This window comes from Streptomyces hygroscopicus subsp. hygroscopicus, assembly GCF_001553455.1.
Lineage (GTDB): Bacteria > Actinomycetota > Actinomycetes > Streptomycetales > Streptomycetaceae > Streptomyces > Streptomyces hygroscopicus.
This window is the reverse complement of sequence record NZ_BBOX01000306.1, coordinates 17869-36846: the sequence shown is the minus strand read 5'-3', so window position 1 is coordinate 36846 and position 18978 is coordinate 17869. Positions and strand designations below refer to the sequence as shown.

Sequence of the window (18978 nt, the reverse complement as noted above, 5' to 3'; positions counted from 1 at the left end):
GCCTCGGCCCGGGGGCCGCTACCCCAGCCCGGGGGTGCAGCCGAGCAGCGGGGGCAGCAGAGGTGCCGCCACCGCGGCCGCCGTCATCAGGCCGCACAGCGCCGGATGCGGGCGCCGCCGGGCCGCCAACACCCGCCGCAGTCGCACCGCGGCGCCCGGCCCGCCCACGGTGAACGCGCCGCTGGGCGCCCGGCCCGCCGCCATCGTGTACAGGGCCGAGGCGAGCGCTTCGCGCGGATGGCGGCGCAGCGCCCGGTCGTCCGCGGCCATCTCCAGCAGCAGTGCCGTCTGCGCCCTGGCCTCGCGCGCCAGCGGCAGCCACCGGAACACCCGGGCGAACGCCTCGGTGGCCGCCAGCGCCAGATGGTGCCGGCCCGCGACGTGTGCGCGCTCGTGCTCCAGTACGGACTCCAGCTGCGCGGGGGAGAGGAGCCGCAGTGCGCCCGCGCTCACGACGATCCGCGGCCGACGGCCGGGCAGGCAGTACGCGGCGGGCGTGTCGTGGTCCAGGACGGTGGCGCGCAGCCGCGCCGAGCGCCGCCCGACCAGGTCCAGGACGACGCGGTGGCGGTCGCGGACGCGCCGGGCCCGCAGCAGTTCGTGGCCGAAGCGGGCGAGGGGGAGCAGTGCCACCGCGGCCGGTACCGCGACGGCCGGTACGCCGACCGGGCCGGTGCCGGGGATCCGGGCGTCGAGCGTCAGCCCACAGAAGCGGAGCAAGCCGGACATTCCGCTATGAAGATGCCAAGTTGGGGTGACGAGGTGATAAGCGGTCAGAGTCAGTGCGATGGTGAACGAAAGGGCCAACCCGTGCCAAACGGCAACCGCCAGGGCGGGCGCGCGATATGGCCAGGCGCTGCGCGCCAGCGCCTTCGGGGCGACCGTGCCGACCACGGCGGCATAGCAGCCCAGGGCGAGCGCGGCGGTCAAGCCCGGGTCCGCCGTCCGGCGGCCCGCAGCGCCTTGCGCAGCGCGCTGACCTCCTCCGGGCCCATCTGCTCGACGAAGTGGGTGAGGGCGGCGGAGCGGTCCTGGCTGGTGCCGAGCGCGTCCTCCATCAGGGCGGCGGTGTACTCCTCGCGGCTGCGGACCGGCGAGTACACCCAGGCCCGGCCCTCCTTGGCGCGCAGCAGCCAGCCCTTGTTGTAGAGGATGGAAGCGACGGTCATCACCGTGGTATAGGCGACCGGGCGGTGCTCGTTGATGTCGTCCACGATCTCCCGCACCGTGGTGGGACGCTGCCAAGCCCAGAGGCGGTCCATGATCTCCGCCTCGAGCTCCCCCAACCGTCGCATGGACGCTTCCTTCCGCCGTTAGTACGGAGGCCCATAGTAGAGACCCCTCGGCGGGGCGCCGCACGCGGCGGTGGGAAAAACCTCAACTCGCCCTGCCCGCGATAGGCTTGACGGCACGCGCATTCAACATCTCAGCGGTTCCAGGGAAGGGAAGTCCGGGTGACTGGTCTCAACAAGGGGCTTCGGAAAATCGAGGTGGCGCTCAAGTGGGATCCGAGCCCCACCGGTGAGCCGCCCAACGATCTCGACATCGTGGCCGGAACGTACCGCGCCGCCGATCCGTACGGCGAGCCCGCGTACCTCGTCCACTTCGACAGCCGCTCACCGGACGGCACCATCAACCTCAACAGGGACAGCCGTACCGGTCAGGGGCTGGGTACCGACGAGTCCATGACCCTCGAGCTCGAACGGCTGTCGTCCGAATACTCGCGGGTGGTCGTCGGGATAGCCATCCAGCAGCGCTCGGGACGGAAGACGTTCGGGGATGTTCCGAACACCAGTGTCCGCATTCTCGACGGATACGCCGAACTCATGAAGAGCGACTTCACCGGTGTCTCGGCGGCCACTGCCGCCACGGTCGCGGTATTCGCCCGGGACGATACGGGGGAATGGGGAATTCAGAGCGCTATTCGCGGATTCGACGCGGGTCCCGAAGACTTTGCGCGGCTCATGGGCAAGGACTATTCCTGAAGGCCCCGTTCCGCTCCGGCGAACGGGACCCGGATCGGCGCGCGGTCCGCACGGCCATCGTGCGGACCGCGCGCCGATTCCGGACATCCGGTCAGATACCGGGTCAAGCGTCGATCGGTGGGCGGCTCGGGGCGCGCGGCCCCCGGGTGAGGGTGTAGCCGCCGATCCCGGCGAGCGCCGCCAGCGCCGCGCCGATCACGGTCCACACCCAGCGGTCCGACCACCAGCCGGAGCCCCAGCCGTCCTCCGGCTCGGCGACCGCGTGCCGGACGTCCCCGCCCTTGTCGTCCTCGGAGTCCGGGGACGCGCCGTCCGCCTGCGCGGAGTCCGTCCCGGGGGCCGGTCCGGCCCGCAGCGCCGGATTGAGCGGGGTCACGTCCCCGCCGTCGGCGTGCGCCCCGCCGGTGTCCCGGACCGACGCCTCGATGTCGGCGTCGATCGGCAGCCCGAGGTCCTGGGCGGGCAGGTCGACGACGGTGAGCCGCACGTAATACGCGCCCTGCAGCGGGTCGTTGGCCCAGCGCTCGGACCAGGACCGCACCTGGCGCAGGGTGCAGCTGACGGTGACCGACGCGTCCTGCTGGGCGGCCCTACGGGCCGGTGCCCCCGAGGCGCACGGCTGGTGGCGGCGCAGACCGTCATAGACGTCGAGCTGCCAGGTGGCGCTGCCGTGCCGGCTGGCACCGTCGGGCAGTTTCAGCGTCGCCTCGACCTTGGGGACCTGCCCGGCGGCGGCCGGGAACACCCAGTACAGATAGTCGCCGGTGGAGGCCGCCGCGGTGGCCTTCTGGCCGGGCTCGATCTCGGTGGCGGTACGGAAGTTCGTACCCGCCTCGGTGGGCGCGTCCTTGCCGTCCTTGCCGTCGCCGCTGTCCGCGGCCGCCGGGGCGACGGCGGACAGCCAGGCGGCGGTGCACAGGGTGAGCACGGCGCCCACGGTACGCAGGGCTCGCATCAGTTGGACCTCCAGACGGTGACGCGCCAGCGGGCCAGCCAGCCCCACAGCAACCCCACGAGCAGCCCGCCCACGGTGAGCACGGCCAGCAGCACCCAGCCGCGGCCCAGGCCGAAGGCGGCCACATCGGCGGGCTGGTCGTCGTTGTCCACCACATCGACGGCCAGCTCCACCGGGAGGCCCGGAGTGCGCTTGACCGAAGCGGGCGCGGAGAACGACTGGCTCAGCTCCAGGCATACGGTCCGTGCGGTGGTGTCCTCGTCGTCGTCCGCGTCGGCGACCGGATAGCGCAGCCCGCTGGAGATGACATCCGTACGGCCGCTGCCCGCCTCGCTGCCGCGCACCAGCTCCTGGCCGCCCGGGGTCACCGCCCGCAGCAGAACGCCGTAGTCGGGATCGACGGCGCGGTCCGCGGCCACGCTGGCCGACGCCCGCAGCTCCTGGCCCGGCGCCACCCGCATCCGGTACCAGCGGTGTTCGCCGAAGCTCTCCCGGTCGCTGTAGAGACCGGAGCCCAGATACGGCGCCTTGGCGCACTGTGCCGCGCCCTGCACCGGTGTGGGCGCCTCCACGGGGGTGTCGGCGGAGCGCCTCACCAGCTGCTTGATACGGCTGGAGAGCTGGTCCCGGTGCTGGATCGCCGTATAGGTGCCACCGGTGGCCTCGGCGATGCAGCTGAGCTGCTCGCGGACCTTGCGGTCCAGCGTCAGCCCGAGGGTGTCGACGACCAGGTGGGTTCCCTGGGCGGCCAGTTCACGGGCCACATCGCACGGGTCGGGCAGACCGCAGGAGTCCTCGCCGTCGGTGATCAGCACGATCCGGCGGGTCCCCTCGCCCCCGGAGAGGTCCTTGGACGCCCCGCGCAGCGCGAGCCCGATGGGCGTCCAGCCGGTGGGGCGCAGCGTGGCGACCGCCGCCTTGGCCTCGGTGCGGTCCACCTGGCCCACCGGGTAGAGCCGCTCGCTGTCCCGGCAGCCGGCCTCGCGGTCCTTGCCCGGGTAGTTGGCGCCGAGGGTGCGGATGCCCAGCCGTACCTCTTCGGGCGTGGCGTCCAGCACCTCGTTGAACGCCTGTTTCGCGGCCGCCATCCGGGAGTCGCCGTCGACATCGCGGGCCCGCATGGAGCCGCTGACGTCGAGCACCAGCTCGACCTTGGGAGAATCGGCCGCCGGTTCATCGGCCAGGGCGGCGGAAGGGGATATCAGGCCGCAGGCGAGGGCAGCGAGCAGCCCCAATGCGCCTGTCGCCAGACGTTTCTTTATGATCACCGCCGCATCCTATGGATCATCATCTGACGGGTCCAAAAGCCCGGCGGCCGCGGCCGGGGACATACCGCGCCGGGTGTACGGAAGGTGGCCGGATACTCCCCCGGTAGGGGACGAGAATCCGTCTGGTGTCAGCTCCGGCGTACGCCTCCTCTCTTCTAGGGTTCAGACATGGATCTCCGAAAGACCCGGCCGCGGGGCCGGCGCCTGGCCGCCGCCGTGGCCGCAGCGGCCGTCCTGGTGGGCGCGGGCACCTGGGCGGTGGCCGCCCCCGGCGACCCGCCGTCCGTGCACCGCGAGGACCGCGTGCTGGACATGCCGGGCGCGCGCATCGACACCTCGTACTTCACCGCGGGCACCGGCCGCAGGCCCGCGGTGCTGCTCGGTCACGGCTTCGGCGGCAGCAAGGACGACGTCCGGGGCCGGGCCGAGGAGCTGGCCCGCGACGGATACGCCGTGCTGACCTGGTCGGCGCGCGGATTCGGCAGGTCCACCGGGAAGATCGGGCTCAACGACCCCGACCACGAGGTGGCCGATGTCCGGCGGCTCATCGACTGGCTGGCGAAACGTCCCGAGGTGCGGCTCGACGGCCACGGCGATCCCCGGGTGGGCGTCGCCGGCGCCTCCTACGGCGGGGCCATCTCCCTGCTCGCCGCCGGGTACGACCGCCGGGTGGACGCCATCGCGCCCGAGATCACCTACTGGAACCTCGCCGACGCGCTCTTCCCGAATGGTGTCTACAAGAAGCTGTGGGCCGGGCTGTTCTTCACCACCGGATCGGCCGACCTCGCCCAGGGGGGAAGCGGGGGCGGCGGGAACGGCGGGACGGAACGGCGGGGCGGGGGCTGCGGTCGCTTCGAGAAGCGGCTGTGCGAGATGTACGAACGGGTCGCGGTCGCCGGAAAGCCCGGCGCCGCCGACCGCCGGCTGCTCGAGGCCCGCAGCCCCTCCGCCGTCGCCGACCGGATCAAGGTCCCCACGCTGATCCTCCAGGGCCAGGCCGACTCGCTCTTCCCCCTCGGCCAGGCCGATGCCATGGCGAAGGCGATCCGGGCCGGCGGGGCGCCGGTCGCCGTCGACTGGACCGCCGGAGGACATGACGGCGGCGACCGCGAGACCGCGCGGGTGGCGGCGCGCACCCGCGCCTGGTTCGACCGCTACCTGGGGGGCGACAAGGGCACCGACACCGGACCCGCCTTCCGGATCAGCCGTACCGGCGGCGTGGACACCACCAACGGCGCGGTCCAGCTGCGCGGCGCCACCGGCGACCGCTACCCGGGCCTGGACGCCGGGACCCGGACGGTGCCGCTGCGCGGACGTGAGCAGTCCTTCGCCAACCCGCCCGGGGCGAGCCCGCCTTCGGTCTCCGCGGTGCCGGGCGTGGCCGGGCTGTCCCAGGCGTCCTCGCTCGGTGTCGGCCTCTCCCTCGACGTGCCCGGCCAGTACGCCCGGTTCGACTCGGCGCCGCTGGACCGGAACCTGCGGATCACCGGATCGCCCGAGGTCAGGGTGCGAGTGAAGGCGGACACGGAGGACGCCGTCCTCTTCGCCAAGGTCTACGACGTGGGCCCCGACGGACAGCAGGTGCTGCCCGAGCAGCTCGTCACCCCGCTGCGGGTCACCGGCGCCGGGAAGGGCCGGACCGTCACCGTCCGGCTGCCCGCCGTCGACCACGAGCTCGTCGCGGGCCACCGGCTGCGGCTCGTCCTGGCCTCCACCGACCTCGGTTATGCCTCCCCGAACGAGCTCGCCACCTACACGGTCGGGCTCGTGGACGGCGGTCTGACGGTCCCCACCGCGCCCGGGGTGCGCACCCAGGCCGCCCCGCTGCCCGCATGGGTGTGGGGGCTGCCGCTGGCCGGAGCCGTGGTGGCGCTCGCGCTGCTGCTGACCGGCAGGCGGCGTACGGCCGCTGCCGCGCCCGACCCCGGGCTGGCCGACGTCCCCCTGCAGATCACCGGCCTGAGCAAGCGCTACGCCAGGTCCGCCGACCGCTACGCGGTGCGCGACCTGTCCTTCCGGGTCGAGAAGGGGCAGGTGCTCGGGCTCCTCGGACCCAACGGCGCGGGCAAGACCACCACCTTGCGCATGCTGATGGGGCTCATCACCCCCGACGGCGGCGAGATCCGCGTCTTCGGCCAGGCCGTCCGGCCCGGCGCGCCCGTGCTCTCCCGCGTCGGCGCGTTCGTCGAGGGGGCGGGCTTCCTGCCGCATCTGACCGGCCGCGCCAACCTGGAGCTGTACTGGCGGGCCACCGGCCGCCCCGCCGCCGACGCCCATATCGAGGAGGCGCTTGAGATCGCGGGCCTGGGCAGCGCCCTGGAGCGCGCCGTGCGCACCTACTCCCAGGGCATGCGGCAGCGGCTGGCCATCGCCCAGGCCATGCTGGGCCTGCCCGATCTGCTGATCCTCGACGAACCGACCAACGGCCTCGACCCGCCGCAGATCCGCGAGATGCGCGAGGTGATGATCCGGTACGCCGCCGCGGGACGTACGGTGATCGTTTCCAGCCATCTTCTGGCGGAGGTCGAGCAGTCCTGCACCCATCTGGTCGTCATGGACCGGGGCCGGCTCATCCAGGCGGGACCGGTCGGCGAGATCACCGGCACCGGCGGCAGTGTGCTGGTGGGTCACGAGGGCGAGCTGAGCGAGGTCCTCGTCGACAAGGTGAGCGCGCTGCCCGGCATCGCCTCCGCCCGCCGCACCGCCGACGGGCTGCTCGTCCAGCTCGACGGCGCCGCCCCGGCCCGGCTGCTGGCCGAACTGGTGCGGCTGGAGATCCCGGTGACCAGCTTCGGGCCCAACCGGCGCCTGGAGGAAGCCTTCCTGACGCTGATCGGAGGAGGATCCGCATGAGCACCCTGTCCCAGGTCGCGCCCGGCTACCGGGCCCGCCACACCCTGCCGCTGCGGGTCGAGGCCGTACGGCAGCTGCGCCGGCGCCGGACCCTGGTGATGGCGGTGGTGCTGACCGCGCTGCCGTTCGTCCTCGTCGCGGCGTTCGCCATCGGCGGCACCCCCGAGGGGCGGGACGACCGGATCAGCCTGATGGACACCGCCACCGCCTCCGGCGCCAACCTCGCCGCCACCGCGCTGTTCGTCTCCGCCGCCTTTCTGCTGGTCGTGCCGGTGGCGCTGTTCTGCGGTGACACCGTGGCCGCCGAGGCCAACTGGTCCTCGCTGCGCTATCTGCTGGCCGCGCCCGTGCCCAGGACCCGGCTGCTGGTGAGCAAGCTCGCGGTCGCCCTCGGGTTCAGCGCCGCGGCCATGGTGCTGCTGCCGCTGGTCGCGCTCGCGGTGGGTACCGCCGCCTACGGCTGGGGGCCGCTGCGGATCCCCACCGGCGGGGAGCTGCCCGCCGGGGACGCCGTTCTCCGGCTCGCCCTCGTGGTGCTGTACATCTTCCTGTCCCAGCTGGTCACGGCCGCCCTGGCGTTCTGGCTCTCGACCGTCACGGACGCGCCGCTGGGCGCGGTGGGCGGTGCGGTGGGCCTCACCATCGTGGGCAATGTGCTGGACGCCGTGACCGCGCTCGGCTCCTGGCGCGACTTCCTGCCCGCCCACTGGCAGTTCGCCTGGGCGGACGCGCTCCAGCCCCATATGGAGTGGGGCGGGATGGTGAAGGGCGTCTCGGTGTCCGTCGCCTACGCGCTGGTGCTCTTCGCGCTCGCCTTCCGCGGCTTCGGCCGCAAGGACGTGGTGTCCTAGGCGTGGTGTCCCAGGCGCTGCGCCCACGGAGGCCGGTGACCGCGGCCACGGCGTCCGGGCCGGGGCGCCGGTGACCGTGGCCACGGCGTCCCGGCCGGGTCAGTAGTCCTTGACGGTGTAGGAGTCGACCACCTCGTAGAAGGCGGCGTCGATATTGGTCGGGTGGGTGTCGGGCTGCTGCCCGGCCGATGCGCGGTATGCCTCCTGGTGGGCCTTGTGGGCCGGCGCGAGCTGCTGGCTGGCGGTCACATGGTCGCGCAGCTCGCGCTCGTAGGCGGCGAAGGCGGCGGTGTGGTCGCCGTCGGCGGCCCTGAGCTCGCCCGCCAGGACGTAGGCGGCGATCAGGGCCACGCTGGAGCCCTACCCGGCCATGGGCGAGCCGCAGTAACCCGCGTCGCCGAGCAGGGCCACTCGGCCACGGGACCAGCGGTCCATGTGGATCTGCGCCAGCACGTCGAAGTGGAAATCGGGCGCCCCCCACATGTACTCCAGCAGCCGGGGCATCTCCCAGCGCGCGTCCTTGTACCTGTCGGCCAGCAGCTGCTTCTGCTCCGAGACGGTCCGGGAGCCGAGGATCCGGGCGGGCGGTTCGTCCGACTCGATGCCGACGTAGACCCGGGCCTCGGTGTTGTCGCGGACACTCATCACGATGCCGCCCGCGACACCGCCGGACATCTCGTAGATGACCTGCCAGCGGTCCAGGCCCAGGTAGTTCGGCGCCGTCCACACCCCCAGATAACCGCCCAGATGGCGGATGAAGTTCTCCTCCGGGCCGAAGACCAGCGCCCGGGTGGAGGAGTGCACCCCGTCGGCCGCCACCACGATGTCGAAGGTGCGCGGCCGGCCCCGGTGAAAGGTGACCGCCACCTCGTCCGGGCCCTGGGCGAGCGAGGCGATCGCATCGCCGAAGAGGTACTCGATCCCGTCGCCGCCCGCGGCGAGGAGGACCGAGGACAGGTCGTCCCGGAGGATCTCGATATCGGGGCGGCTGAGATCCCCGCCACTGGCGGTGTGTCCGGTGGTGCGGAACAGCTCCCGTCCCGCGTCGTCGACCACCGACATGCCGCGCAGCCCGGTGCGGCGCGCCCGGATCTCCTCCAGCACCCCCATCCGCTCGCACACCTCCAGCGCCGGGCCCCGTACGTCGATCGCCTGTCCCCCCGGCCGCGGGCCCGCGGCCCGCTCCACGACCGTGACCTGGAAGCCGTAGCGGTCCAGCCAGTAGGCGAGGGCGGGTCCCGCGATACTCGCCCCGGAAATCAGCACTCGGGTAGTGGGCATGGTGGTGTCCCTTCCGTGTTCAGCGACCAATCCGCGCTTGGCGCAACACTGGCCGCGGGCACCGACACCCCACCGACGCGGCGCCGACGCCGACGCCGTTGACCAGCCACGCCGTACCGATGCCGAACCCACGCCGCACCGACACGTACCGATACCGCACCGATGACCCGTCGGCGCGGGTCGGCGCGGGTCGGCGCGGCCCCCGGCAGAGGTGGCGACATGTCGACGAAGCGAGGAAGGCGGCCGGCACGGTCGTGCGCCCGGTATGCGCACCTCACTCATTGATTAATGAGAGTGTTACTTCGATGTGTTGTGTGGTTCTGTAGTGATCGTTGAGACTGGAGTTTCCGACCGGTCAGCCCAAAAGACCGGTCCACTCGCACTGGTGACGTTCGGTCCGCCCCCCACGATCCGAACAGGATGGGACCCTATGCGCTACTCGCTGGAGCACCTCCGCGTGTCCAGAGGCCCTGCCGCCGTCGCGCTCATCTGCCCGAGATCCCGCCGGAGACCTCACCTCTTCCCGCGCGGCTCGGCCACGGCCGCGGCGTAACGGCCTCCCACCCACCGAACGGCGGATCGCCCCGGCCATCCCGGTGCCGCTGCCCTCCGGCCTGCCCGTACGCGCATGCGTACGGGCCCCGCGGTCTGTCATGACCCTGGCCGGAACCTCCGCGCGCCCACGGCCCGTTCGGTGACGCACGTCTTCCCACGAAAGGAACCCTGAGGTGCTCACTTCGCACCACCCACGATCACGCGAACCACACCAGCCCGTACCCGCCGCTCGCGGTGAAGTGGCGGGTACGGGCGGGCATGTGCTGGCGGTCGGCACACCGGGACCCGGACTCGATCGGCTGACCCGGACACTCGTCTCCACCGGGCACGAGGTGAGCCACGCGGTGCCCGGCGAGGTCGGCCACCGGATGCGGCAGTCCCCTCCGGACGCGATCGTCGCCCTGGACGACGCCCACGACGGACTGGAGGTGATACGCGAAGTCCGCTCCGTGCCCGCGGGACGGGCGCTCCCCCTGCTCATGGTCACCTCCGGCAGCGGCCCCACCGCCGTCGCCGACATGCTGCGCGGCGGCGCCGACGACTGCCTGCCGGACGACTCCGACCCCGTCGAACTCGCCGCCCGGATCGAGGCCAAGCTGCGCCGGGTCCCGGTTCCCGTCGAGAACCTGCTGCTCGACCCGCGCACCGGCCTGTACTCCCAACCCCACTTCCTGGGCGAACTCGACCGGGAACTCAAACGTGTCGACGACAGCCGCAGCGGCGGTGTCGTCGCCATGGTCGGTGTCGCCGAGATAGCCGCACTCGAAGCCCGGCTGGGGCCGCGGGTGCGCCGGGAGGTCGCCGAACGCCTCGCGGGAGTGGCGGAGAAGCTGGGCGGCGTCTGCGACCGGCTCGGCTGGGACGACGAGGGCCATCTGCTGATGCTGATGCCCGGTGTGGACGAGGACACCGCGCGCCGCGAACTGCAGAAGTTCGCCAACGCCGTGGCCGGGACCCGCTTCGTGGTGGCCGACGAGAACGTACGGCTGACCCCGGCGATCGGATGGACCCCGCTGGCCGACTGCGCGGACCGCGCCCAGGCCGTCGCGGCCGCCCGGAACGCGGTCAACGAGTCGGTCCGCCACCGGGATCTGCGGCCGGTCAAGTACGCGGCGTGGATGCGCGGCAGCCACCGTCGCCGCCGCCGTCCCCTCGCCGCCGCGCTGCGCGCCCTGCTCTCGGCGCTCTCGCCCTTACTGGTGCTGCTGTTCGGGGTGGGCATCCCCTTCGTCTTCTACCAGCAGATGTACGAGCTGGGCTGGGACATCGGCTCGGCCGCCTACTGGGTGGTGGTGTCCGGTCTGGTGCTCTCCGCCGGGCTGATCGTGCTGGAGTGCCTCTTCGCGCTGGACGCCGAACCCCGGCCCGAACGGCCCGCGCAGCCGTATCCGCCGGCCAGCGCCGTCATCGCCGCGTACCTGCCCAACGAGGCCGCGACCATCGTCGACACCATCGAGTCGTTTCTGCGCCTGGAGTACCCCAACGAGCTGGAGATCGTGCTCGCGTACAACACGCCGCACCCCATGCCCGTCGAGGAGACCCTGCGGGAGATCGCCCGCCGCGATCCGCGACTGGTGCTGATGCCGGTCGCGGGCAGCACCTCCAAGGCACAGAACGTCAACGCCGCGGTCACCCGGGTGCGCGGTGAGTTCGTCGGCATCTTCGACGCCGACCACCACCCGGCCCCGGACGCCTTCCAGCACGCCTGGCACTGGCTTTCCCACGGCTACGACGTGGTCCAGGGCCACTGCGTGATCCGCAACGGCGAGAGCTCCTGGGTCTCCAAGCTGGTGGGCGTGGAGTTCGAGGCCATCTACGCGGTCAGCCACCCGGGCCGGACCCGGCTCTACACCTTCGGTGTCTTCGGCGGCTCCAACGGCTTCTGGCGCACCGATCTGCTCGCCCGGACCCGGATGCACGGCACGATGCTCACCGAGGACATCGACTCCTCGATGCGCGCCCTGCACGAGGGCGCCCGGATCGCCACCGACCGCACGCTCATCTCCCGCGAGCTGGCCCCCACCACCCTCAAGGCGCTGTGGAACCAGCGGTCGCGCTGGGCACAGGGCTGGCTCCAGGTGTCGCTCAAGTACCTGTGGCGCGCGCTGCGCTCCCCGGCCTTCACCCGCCGCCAGAAGGCGGGCCTGCTGGTGCTGCTGGGCTGGCGGGAGCTGCAGCCGTGGCTCACCCTGCAGATCCTGCCCGTGCTGCTGTACTCCGCGTGGCGCGCGGGGGGAGTGGACCAGCTCGACTGGGCGGTGCCGGTCTGCCTGCTGGCCACGCTGTTCACCCTGTCCGCCGGGGTGGTCCAGGCGCTGTTCGCCTGGCGGCTCGCGGTGCCCGAACTGCGCCGCCGCAAAGCCTGGTTCTGGCGGTACCTGCTGGTGTCGACCTTCTTCTACAGCCACTTCAAGAACATCGTGGCCCGCCAGTCCCTCCTCAAGGAGGTGCTGCGGGACCGCCAGTGGCGGGTCACCCCGCGGCCCGGTGAGAAGGCGGTGAAGCGGATATGAGCACGGTGTCCACGGCGGTCGCCCCCACCGCGGTCAACGGCCGGCCGCGGCCGAAGGACACGCCCGCCACCAGCCCGCCCGCCAAGGCCGCGCCCTCCGCGAACCGCAGGAACGCGGAGCTCCAGGGCTTCCGGGGAATGGCGGCGCTCCTCACGGTCGTCTTCCACGTCTGGCAGCAGTACTTCACCTACGACCGGGACGGGGCCCACTCACCGGTGCCCAACCGGTACGCCAACGCGCTGGTGTCGCTGGAGGTCATCGACCTCTTCTTCGTCCTGTCCGCCTATCTGCTGACGCTGTCCTACGCGCGGGCGGCGATCGACGGGGGTTCGACCCGCCCCGGCCGGGTGTTCCTCTTCCGGCGGGCCATCCGGATCGTCCCGCTGTACTTCCTGGCCATCTCGTTCATCTGGGCCACCCGCAACCCGACCCTGCCCGGTGAGTGGTCCGATCTGCTGCGCCATCTCACCTTCACCCAGGTCTTCGACCGGGAGCAGATCTTCTACACGATCGGCCCCACCTGGTCGTTGTCGCTGGAAATCATGTTCTATCTGGCGATGGTGGTGCTCGGGCCGCTGGCCGTCCGCGCCTGCCGTCCGCTGCGCCGCAGGGCCTCCCGGGTGGCGGTGTGCGCCGCGGGATGCGCCGTGCTGTACATGGGGCCGTTCGTGTGGATCGCCGTGGCCCGCTACGGCCTGGAGATACCGCACACCGAATGGCCGGTGTACTTCGGACCGCAGGCCCGCTTCGGCGGGTTCGCGGTGGGCATGGGCCTCGCCGTGCTGATGGTCGCCCTCGGCGACCGGGGACGGCTCGACGGGAAGGTGGCGGTCCCGCTGCGGGTGGCCGCCCTCGCGGGGCTGTACCTGCTGTCGCTGTGCGGTACGGAGGCGGAGGACTTCCCCACCACCTTCTTCCATCCGCTGTCCGCCCTGCTGTGGATGGTGCTGCTGTACAGCACCATCCACGTGCGGCGGCGCGGCCGGTGGCACTCCTGGCTCACGGCCCGCTGGCTCACCGGGGTCGGCCTGGCCAGCTACAGCCTCTTCGTCTGGCATGAGCCGATCATGCTGGCCCTGTACAACGCCGGGCTGCTGCCTCCCGACGGCCAGCAGGGTTTCCCGCTGGCCGTGGTCATCGTGCTGGTGGTGGCCGTGGCCGCCGCCACGGTGAGCTACTGGGCCATCGAGTACCCGGCGAGCCTGCTGGGGAAGCTCAAGGACGGCCAGGGCCGGTCCCGTGAGTTCTACCCGGAGGCCGCGCGGCAGTGAGGAACGCACGTTCCCCGGTGCGCGGGTGGCCGCGCACCGGGGGGCGGAGGTTATCATCTGGCTCGTTCTTTACGGCGTAAACCTGTGCGTCGGGCGTTCGTTCCCTTGCGGGCCGGGTCGTCCGGCGCACCACGTCCCACCCATGCCACAACGGGGAGAGCAGCGACAATGGGTCGACACAGCCGACCGACCGCCACGCAGCAGGCGCGTGCCACGACGCTGAAGGCGGCCACCGCCCTCGGAGTGGCCGGAACCATAGCCCTGGGCCTCCACGCGACGCTCGGCGGTGACAAGTCCGCCCAGGCCCGCGCCGATGTGAGCACCCAGCAGGACCACGCGCCGGACATCGGACCCACCGTCGACGACACACCGTCGCGAAGCCATGTCGCGCCCAGCGAATCCGCGAAGCCGAAGCTCATCTCCGATGACTCCGATGACACGGACGCCGCCGCCACCCCCGGTGGCGGCGGTACGGACGCAGACGGCAGCGGGCCGCGCCACACCACCCCGGACGCGACTCCCTCCAAGGCCGCGCCCACCCAGGCGGCCTCCACCCCGGCGCAGCGCAACGACCAGGTCACCGAGGAGCCCTCCACGCCGGACCGGACCACCCCGAGCACCGACCCGACCACCCCCTCGCAGCGGCCCAGCCAGCCGTCGAAGACCCACCAGGAGCGCGGTCGGCACGGCAAGGGCCTGGTGGGCGGTCTGGTGGACGGTGTCGGGGACACCCTCGGCGGGGTGCTCGGCGGGCTCGGCGGTGTGCTCGGCGGCTGAGGCCGGGGCCGAAGCCGGGGCCGGGCGGGGCTGAGACCGCGGCTGGGACTGGGACTGCGGCTGGGGCCGGGGGCGCCGCCGGACCGCTCCAGCGGTGCGGAGCGGCAGGCGCCGCGGACCGGGCTTCCTCCGCTGCGTTCCGCACCGACGGCGGGCGCGCCGAGACGGAGCGAGACGGAGAACGACAAGCGGAACGGGAAGCCCTGTCCCCTCGTCAGCGGGCCGGTCCTACCCGTCGGCCGGCCCTACCCGTCGGCCGGCCCGGACGGCAGGCCGTAACCCGCCACCAGCACCCGTGCGGCCCGGGTCGCACGGGTGGCCACGTCCTCGGCCACCTCCTCCGGATCGCCGAACTTGCCCTCCAGCAACTGGGCGACATAGCCGCGGGCGAGCGCGTTCAGGGCGTCCAGCAGCGCGACGGCGGCCTCCGCCCCCTCGCCCGGTGCGATCACCTCGAAGGCGCTCGGCAGCAGCAGGGCCACGAACTCCCTGCTGCTCTCCTGGAGCTCCGGATGGGCGGCCCGCAGCCCCGGCGCGAAGAGGATGTCCAGCCCGCCGCGGTAGCGGGCGGCCGCGCGCACGAAACTGCCCGCCACCGTCGCCAGCCGCTCCTGAGCCGACCCGACCTCGGCCACGGTCTCCAGGTAGATGGCCCGCAGCCGCCGCGAGACCTCCAGCGCGGCGGCCGCGAGCAGCGCGTCACGGTCGGCGAAGTGGCGGTAGGGCGCGCCGGGGCTCACACAGGTGCGGCGCGCGGCCTCCGCCACGGAGAAACCGCGCACCCCGACCTCGTCGATGATCTCCAGGGTCGCCCGCACCAGCGCGGCGGGCAGATCGCCGTGGTGGTAGGTGGCGCGTCCCCTCCGGGTGGGTGCCATCCGGCTGACCCTACCCGACTCGTGGCTCCGGCCCTCCGGCCCCTGGCCTGTGCTTTCCGGCGGCACGGGCCGCCCGCAGCGCTTCCCTCGAACGCTCCACGCGGATCGGCAGGTCCCGCACCCGCTCTCCGGTCGCATGGTGGAAGGCGTTGGCGATCGCCGCCGCCGCGCCCACGATGCCCAGTTCGCCGATGCCCTTGGCGCCCACCGGGTTGGAGGTGTTGTCAGTCTCCTCCAGCCACATCACGTCCAGCTTCGGGACATCGGCGTGGGCGGCGATGTGATAGCCCGCGAAGTCGTGGTTGGCGAAGTCGCCGAAGACCGGATCGACCTCACCGACCTCCAGCAGCGCCATCGACAGACCCATCGTCATGGCCCCCAGGAACTGCGAGCGCGCGGTGTGCGGATTGACGATCCGCCCGGCCGCGAACACCCCCAGCATCCGGTCCACCCGGACCTCGCCGGTGTCGCCGTCCACCCGCACCTGGGCGAACTGCGCCCCGAAGGTGTGCCGCGACAGATCCGCCCGCCGCTCCACGTCCTCGGTGGTGCTGGCCCGCACCTCCAGACCGCCGTCCGGGACCACACCCCCGTAGGTGTCCAGCTCCTCCCGCAGCGCACGGCACGCCTTGTGCACCGCCCAGCCCCATGAGGCGGTGCCGAGCGAACCGCCCGCGAACGGCGCCGCGCCCAGCGACGCACGGCCGATCTCCAGCCGCAGCCGCGGCAGCGGAATGCCCAGCGCGTCGGCCGCCACCTGGGTGAGGGCGGTGCGGGCGCCCGTGCCGAGGTCGGCCGCGCCGATGCGCACCCGGTACGTCCCGTCGGCCTCGGCGCGCGCCACCGCGGAGGAGGGGAAGGTGTAGTCCGGGTGGTGCGAGGCGGCCACACCGGTGCCGATCAGCCAGGGCCCCTCGCGCCGGCTCCCCGGCGCCGGATCGCGGTCCGCCCAGCCGAAGCGCGCCGCTCCGGTGCGCAGACACTCCACCAGGCCGCGGCTGCTGAACGGCTTGCCGCTGTCCGGGTCGGTCTCCGGCTCGTTGCGGATCCGCAGCTCGATCGGGTCCATGCCCAGCGCCTCGGCCAGCTCGTCGACGGCCGACTCCAGCGCGTACATGCCCGGGGTGTGGCCGGGGGCGCGGAACCAGGCGGGCGTCATCACGTCCAGCGGCGCCACCTTGACCGTCGTGCGGGCGTTGGGCGCCGCGTACATCATCCGCGTCGAGGACACCGTCTGGTCGGCGAACGGCACCAGGGCCGACCGCTGCTGCACCGACTCGTGCTGGATCACGGTCAGCCGGCCGTCCCGCTCGGCGCCCAGCCGCACCCGCTGGATCGTGGGGGAGCGGTAGGGGATCAGCTGGAACATCTGCTGCCGGGTCAGGGCGATCTTCACCGGCCGTCCGACGGCCCGTGCGGCCAGCGCCGCCAGGACGGTCGGGGAGCGCGGAATGCCCTTGGACCCGAAGCCCCCGCCGATGTACTCGGCCACGATCTCCACCGCGCTCAGCTCGATCCCGAACAGCGCGGACATCAGCTGCGCGCTCATGTAGGGACCCTGGTCGGAGTTGAACAGCGTCAGCCGTTCCTCGTCCCACACCGCGATGGTGGCATGCGGCTCCATCGGGCTCACATGCTCGACCGGGGTGGTGTACGTCCGGTCCACCCGCACCGGGGCGGCGGCCCACGCGGCGTCGGCGTCGCCCCGTTCGACCAGGCCCGGACTGCCGTCGGTCACCGTCTCGGCGATCTCCAGCCGCTCGTCGTCGGCGCGCAGCACCACATCGTGCGGCTCCCGCTCATAGCTCACCCGGACGGCCGCCGCGCCCTCGCGGGCCGCCTCCAGCGAGGTGGCCACCACGGCGGCCACCATCTGGCCGTGGTAGGCCACCCGGGGGGACTGCAACACGAACAGGTCCGCGCCGGCCGGCGCCTCGGCGTTCAGCCGCGGGGCGTTGGTGTGGTCGAGCACCGTCACCACCCCGGGCAGGGCCAGCGCGGGGGCCGGGTCCACCTCCGTCACCCGGCCGCGGGCGATGGTCGCCTGGACCGGCCACACATAGCTCACGTCCCGTGTGGGGAACTCATAGGCGTAGCGCGCCGCGCCGGTCACCTTGTCCAGGCCGTCGACCCGGGTCATCGGGGCGCCGACGCATCGCTCGACGGTGGTCATGCGCGATCCTTCCTCGCGACGAGGTCGCGGACGCCCGCGACGATCAGATCAATGGCCAGATCGACCTTGAAGGCGTTGTCCGGCAGCGGGCGCGCATCGGCCAGCTCGGCCCGCGCCGCCTCGCGCAGCGCCTCCTCGTCCGGCCGGCCGCCGCGCAGCCGCTCCTCGGCGACCCGGGCGCGCCACGGCCGCGGCGCCACCCCGCCGAGCGCGATCCGCACGTCCCGGAGCGAGCCGTCATCGGCCACGGACACCGAGGTGGCGACGCTGACCAGCGCGAAGGCGTACGACCAGCGGTCACGCACCTTGCGGTAGCGCATCCGGGCGCCGTGCGGCGGCGGGGGCAGTTCCACGGCGGTGATGAGATCGCCGTGGTCCAGGACGGTCTCCTTGTGCGGTGTGTCCCCGGGCAGCAGGTACAGCTCGGCCACCGGCACGGTGCGCGAGCCGCCGTCCACGGACCGCACATGCGCCACCGCGTCGAGCGCCACCAGCGCCACCGCCATGTCGGAGGGGTGGGAGGCCACACAGTGGCCGGAGGTGCCCAGTACGGCCAGATCGCGGTGCGCGCCCTGGATGGCCGGACACCCCGTGCCCGGTTCGCGCTTGTTGCACGGTTTGGTCACGTCCTGGAAGTACCCGCAGCGGGTGCGCTGCAGCAGGTTGCCACCCACCGTGGCGACCGTGCGCAGCTGCCCGGAGGCCCCGGCCAGCAGCGCCTGCGCCAGCAGCGGGAACCGGGCGCGGATGCCCGGATCGCCCGCCAGATCGCCGTTGCGCACGGTGGCACCGATGAGCACCGAACCGTCGTCGCGGTGCTCGATCCGGTCGTACGGCAGCCGGGAGACGTCGACGAGCAGCCCGGGGCCGGTGACGCCGAGCTTCATCAGGTCCACCAGATTGGTGCCCCCGCCGAGGTAGACGGCGTCGGGGCGGTCGGCGATCAGCGCGGCCGCCTCGGCGGCGTCGCCCGCACGGGCGTAAGTGAACTCCTTCACCGGGCGCCTCCGGCTGCGCTCGTGGCGGCGGTGGCGGTGTCCTGGGGGCCCTGGGCGCCCGCGGCCTCCAGCACGGCTTCCACGATGCCGTTGTACGCCCCGCAGCGGCACAGGTTGCCGCTCATCCGCTCGCGCACCTCCCGCGCGTCCAGCGCCGAGGCGTCCGCCACCCCGGCGGCGATGTCCTCGGTGACATGGCTGGGCCAACCGCGACCGGCCTCGCCCAGCGCCCCGATGGCCGAACAGATCTGGCCCGGGGTGCAGTAGCCGCACTGCAGCCCGTCGTGGTCGAGGAACGCCCGCTGCACCGGGTGCAGCGCCTCGCCGTCCGCCAGATCCGCCACCCCCTCGATCGAGACGATCTCCCGGTCCTCGGCGGTCACCGCGAACATCAGGCAGCTGTTCACCCGCTCACCGTCGAGCAGCACGGTGCAGGCCCCGCACTGACCGTGGTCACAGCCCTTCTTGGAGCCGGTGAGCCCCAGCCGCTCGCGCAGCACATCGAGCAGGGTCGTCCGGTTGTCGATGGTCATGGAGTGGGGCGTGCCGTTGATCCGCAAGGTGATGTCGCTGCTCGGTGATTGATGTGAGAGGCTCATACATTGAATGTATCAACCTCT

General features: G+C 72.7%; 15 protein-coding genes and 1 pseudogene. 6 read left to right on the top strand and 10 right to left on the bottom strand.

Annotation, left to right across the window (positions count from 1 at the left end; translation table 11 throughout):
• Nucleotides 1-18: 18 nt before the first annotated feature.
• Nucleotides 19-729 carry a M56 family metallopeptidase gene (locus AXW62_RS28255; protein ID WP_306305077.1) on the bottom strand — a complete coding sequence of 237 codons (711 nt, stop codon included), beginning with the start codon at nucleotides 727-729 and terminating at the stop codon, nucleotides 19-21.
• Between the two features lie 197 nt (nucleotides 730-926).
• Nucleotides 927-1295 (bottom strand): BlaI/MecI/CopY family transcriptional regulator, encoded by a 369-nt coding sequence (locus AXW62_RS28250; protein ID WP_060947004.1) that lies wholly within the window; start codon nucleotides 1293-1295, stop codon nucleotides 927-929.
• 153 nt (nucleotides 1296-1448) lie between these two features.
• Between AXW62_RS28250 and AXW62_RS28245 the strand changes: the two are divergent.
• Nucleotides 1449-1985, top strand: a pseudogene (locus AXW62_RS28245) (TerD family protein); the annotation flags it as partial.
• A 103-nt stretch (nucleotides 1986-2088) separates the two neighbouring features.
• On the opposite strand, the gene AXW62_RS28240 reads toward AXW62_RS28245, so the two are convergent.
• Together AXW62_RS28240 and AXW62_RS28235 are read right to left on the bottom strand one after the other, a co-directional pair.
• The gene (locus tag AXW62_RS28240; protein WP_060947002.1) at nucleotides 2089-2940 is read right to left on the bottom strand and encodes a hypothetical protein; all 852 of its coding nucleotides are present in this window, start codon (nucleotides 2938-2940) and stop codon (nucleotides 2089-2091) included.
• Nucleotides 2940-4208 (bottom strand): VWA domain-containing protein, encoded by a 1269-nt coding sequence (locus AXW62_RS28235; protein ID WP_079105894.1) that lies wholly within the window; start codon nucleotides 4206-4208, stop codon nucleotides 2940-2942. The genes AXW62_RS28240 and AXW62_RS28235 overlap by 1 nt, the downstream gene beginning before the upstream one ends.
• Before the next feature lie 168 nt (nucleotides 4209-4376).
• Between AXW62_RS28235 and AXW62_RS28230 the strand changes: the two genes are divergently transcribed.
• Together AXW62_RS28230 and AXW62_RS28225 are read left to right on the top strand one after the other, a co-directional pair.
• A complete protein-coding gene (locus AXW62_RS28230) occupies nucleotides 4377-7061 on the top strand; it encodes an alpha/beta fold hydrolase (protein ID WP_060947000.1) in 2685 nt (894 codons plus the stop codon).
• Nucleotides 7058-7912 carry an ABC transporter permease gene (locus AXW62_RS28225; RefSeq protein WP_060946999.1) on the top strand — a complete coding sequence of 285 codons (855 nt, stop codon included), beginning with the start codon at nucleotides 7058-7060 and terminating at the stop codon, nucleotides 7910-7912. The genes AXW62_RS28230 and AXW62_RS28225 overlap by 4 nt, the downstream gene beginning before the upstream one ends.
• Nucleotides 7913-8011: 99 nt before the next feature.
• On the opposite strand, the gene AXW62_RS46165 is transcribed toward AXW62_RS28225, so the two are convergent.
• Nucleotides 8012-8263 carry a hypothetical protein gene (locus AXW62_RS46165; RefSeq protein WP_252368767.1) on the bottom strand — a complete coding sequence of 84 codons (252 nt, stop codon included), beginning with the start codon at nucleotides 8261-8263 and terminating at the stop codon, nucleotides 8012-8014.
• 9 nt (nucleotides 8264-8272) lie between these two features.
• The gene (locus AXW62_RS28220; RefSeq protein ID WP_252368766.1) at nucleotides 8273-9193 is read right to left on the bottom strand and encodes an FAD-dependent monooxygenase; all 921 of its coding nucleotides are present in this window, start codon (nucleotides 9191-9193) and stop codon (nucleotides 8273-8275) included.
• A gap of 728 nt (nucleotides 9194-9921) precedes the next feature.
• Between AXW62_RS28220 and AXW62_RS28215 the strand changes: the two genes are divergently transcribed.
• The 3 genes from AXW62_RS28215 (at nucleotide 9922) to AXW62_RS28205 (ending at nucleotide 14309) form a co-directional block, all read left to right on the top strand.
• The gene (locus AXW62_RS28215) at nucleotides 9922-12261 is read left to right on the top strand and encodes a glycosyltransferase (protein WP_079105893.1); all 2340 of its coding nucleotides are present in this window, start codon (nucleotides 9922-9924) and stop codon (nucleotides 12259-12261) included.
• Nucleotides 12258-13532 carry an acyltransferase family protein gene (locus AXW62_RS28210; protein ID WP_060946998.1) on the top strand — a complete coding sequence of 425 codons (1275 nt, stop codon included), beginning with the start codon at nucleotides 12258-12260 and terminating at the stop codon, nucleotides 13530-13532. The genes AXW62_RS28215 and AXW62_RS28210 overlap by 4 nt, the downstream gene beginning before the upstream one ends.
• A 168-nt stretch (nucleotides 13533-13700) precedes the next feature.
• A complete protein-coding gene (locus AXW62_RS28205) occupies nucleotides 13701-14309 on the top strand; it encodes a hypothetical protein (protein WP_060946997.1) in 609 nt (202 codons plus the stop codon).
• A gap of 245 nt (nucleotides 14310-14554) precedes the next feature.
• Here the strand turns inward: AXW62_RS28205 and AXW62_RS28200 are convergent, their stop codons facing one another.
• Genes AXW62_RS28200 through AXW62_RS28185 form a run of 4 tightly spaced genes read right to left on the bottom strand, consistent with a single transcriptional unit; the run spans nucleotide 14555 to nucleotide 18957 of the window.
• On the bottom strand, nucleotides 14555-15187 hold the full coding sequence (locus AXW62_RS28200) for a TetR/AcrR family transcriptional regulator (protein ID WP_060946996.1): 633 nt from the start codon (nucleotides 15185-15187) through the stop codon (nucleotides 14555-14557).
• Between the two features lie 10 nt (nucleotides 15188-15197).
• Entirely contained in the window at nucleotides 15198-17360 is a 2163-nt protein-coding gene (locus tag AXW62_RS28195; protein WP_060946995.1) for a xanthine dehydrogenase family protein molybdopterin-binding subunit, read from the bottom strand.
• Entirely contained in the window at nucleotides 17357-18358 is a 1002-nt protein-coding gene (locus AXW62_RS28190; RefSeq protein ID WP_060946994.1) for an FAD binding domain-containing protein, read from the bottom strand. Before AXW62_RS28190 ends, AXW62_RS28195 begins: the two co-directional genes overlap by 4 nt.
• Nucleotides 18355-18957 (bottom strand): (2Fe-2S)-binding protein, encoded by a 603-nt coding sequence (locus AXW62_RS28185; RefSeq protein ID WP_060946993.1) that lies wholly within the window; start codon nucleotides 18955-18957, stop codon nucleotides 18355-18357. Before AXW62_RS28185 ends, AXW62_RS28190 begins: the two co-directional genes overlap by 4 nt.
• Nucleotides 18958-18978: the final 21 nt, after the last annotated feature.

What these genes read in the sequence shown, in the direction of transcription:
- AXW62_RS28255 (WP_306305077.1), bottom strand. Translation starts at nt 729, where the DNA reads ATGTCCGGCTTGCTCCGCTTCTGTGGGCTGACGCTCGACGCCCGGATC.
- AXW62_RS28250 (WP_060947004.1), bottom strand. Translation starts at nt 1,295, where the DNA reads ATGCGACGGTTGGGGGAGCTCGAGGCGGAGATCATGGACCGCCTCTGG.
- AXW62_RS28240 (WP_060947002.1), bottom strand. Translation starts at nt 2,940, where the DNA reads ATGCGAGCCCTGCGTACCGTGGGCGCCGTGCTCACCCTGTGCACCGCC.
- AXW62_RS28230 (WP_060947000.1), top strand. Translation starts at nt 4,377, where the DNA reads ATGGATCTCCGAAAGACCCGGCCGCGGGGCCGGCGCCTGGCCGCCGCC.
- AXW62_RS28225 (WP_060946999.1), top strand. Translation starts at nt 7,058, where the DNA reads ATGAGCACCCTGTCCCAGGTCGCGCCCGGCTACCGGGCCCGCCACACC.
- AXW62_RS28220 (WP_252368766.1), bottom strand. Translation starts at nt 9,193, where the DNA reads ATGCCCACTACCCGAGTGCTGATTTCCGGGGCGAGTATCGCGGGACCC.
- AXW62_RS28210 (WP_060946998.1), top strand. Translation starts at nt 12,258, where the DNA reads ATGAGCACGGTGTCCACGGCGGTCGCCCCCACCGCGGTCAACGGCCGG.
- AXW62_RS28205 (WP_060946997.1), top strand. Translation starts at nt 13,701, where the DNA reads ATGGGTCGACACAGCCGACCGACCGCCACGCAGCAGGCGCGTGCCACG.
- AXW62_RS28200 (WP_060946996.1), bottom strand. Translation starts at nt 15,187, where the DNA reads ATGGCACCCACCCGGAGGGGACGCGCCACCTACCACCACGGCGATCTG.
- AXW62_RS28195 (WP_060946995.1), bottom strand. Translation starts at nt 17,360, where the DNA reads ATGACCACCGTCGAGCGATGCGTCGGCGCCCCGATGACCCGGGTCGAC.
- AXW62_RS28185 (WP_060946993.1), bottom strand. Translation starts at nt 18,957, where the DNA reads ATGAGCCTCTCACATCAATCACCGAGCAGCGACATCACCTTGCGGATC.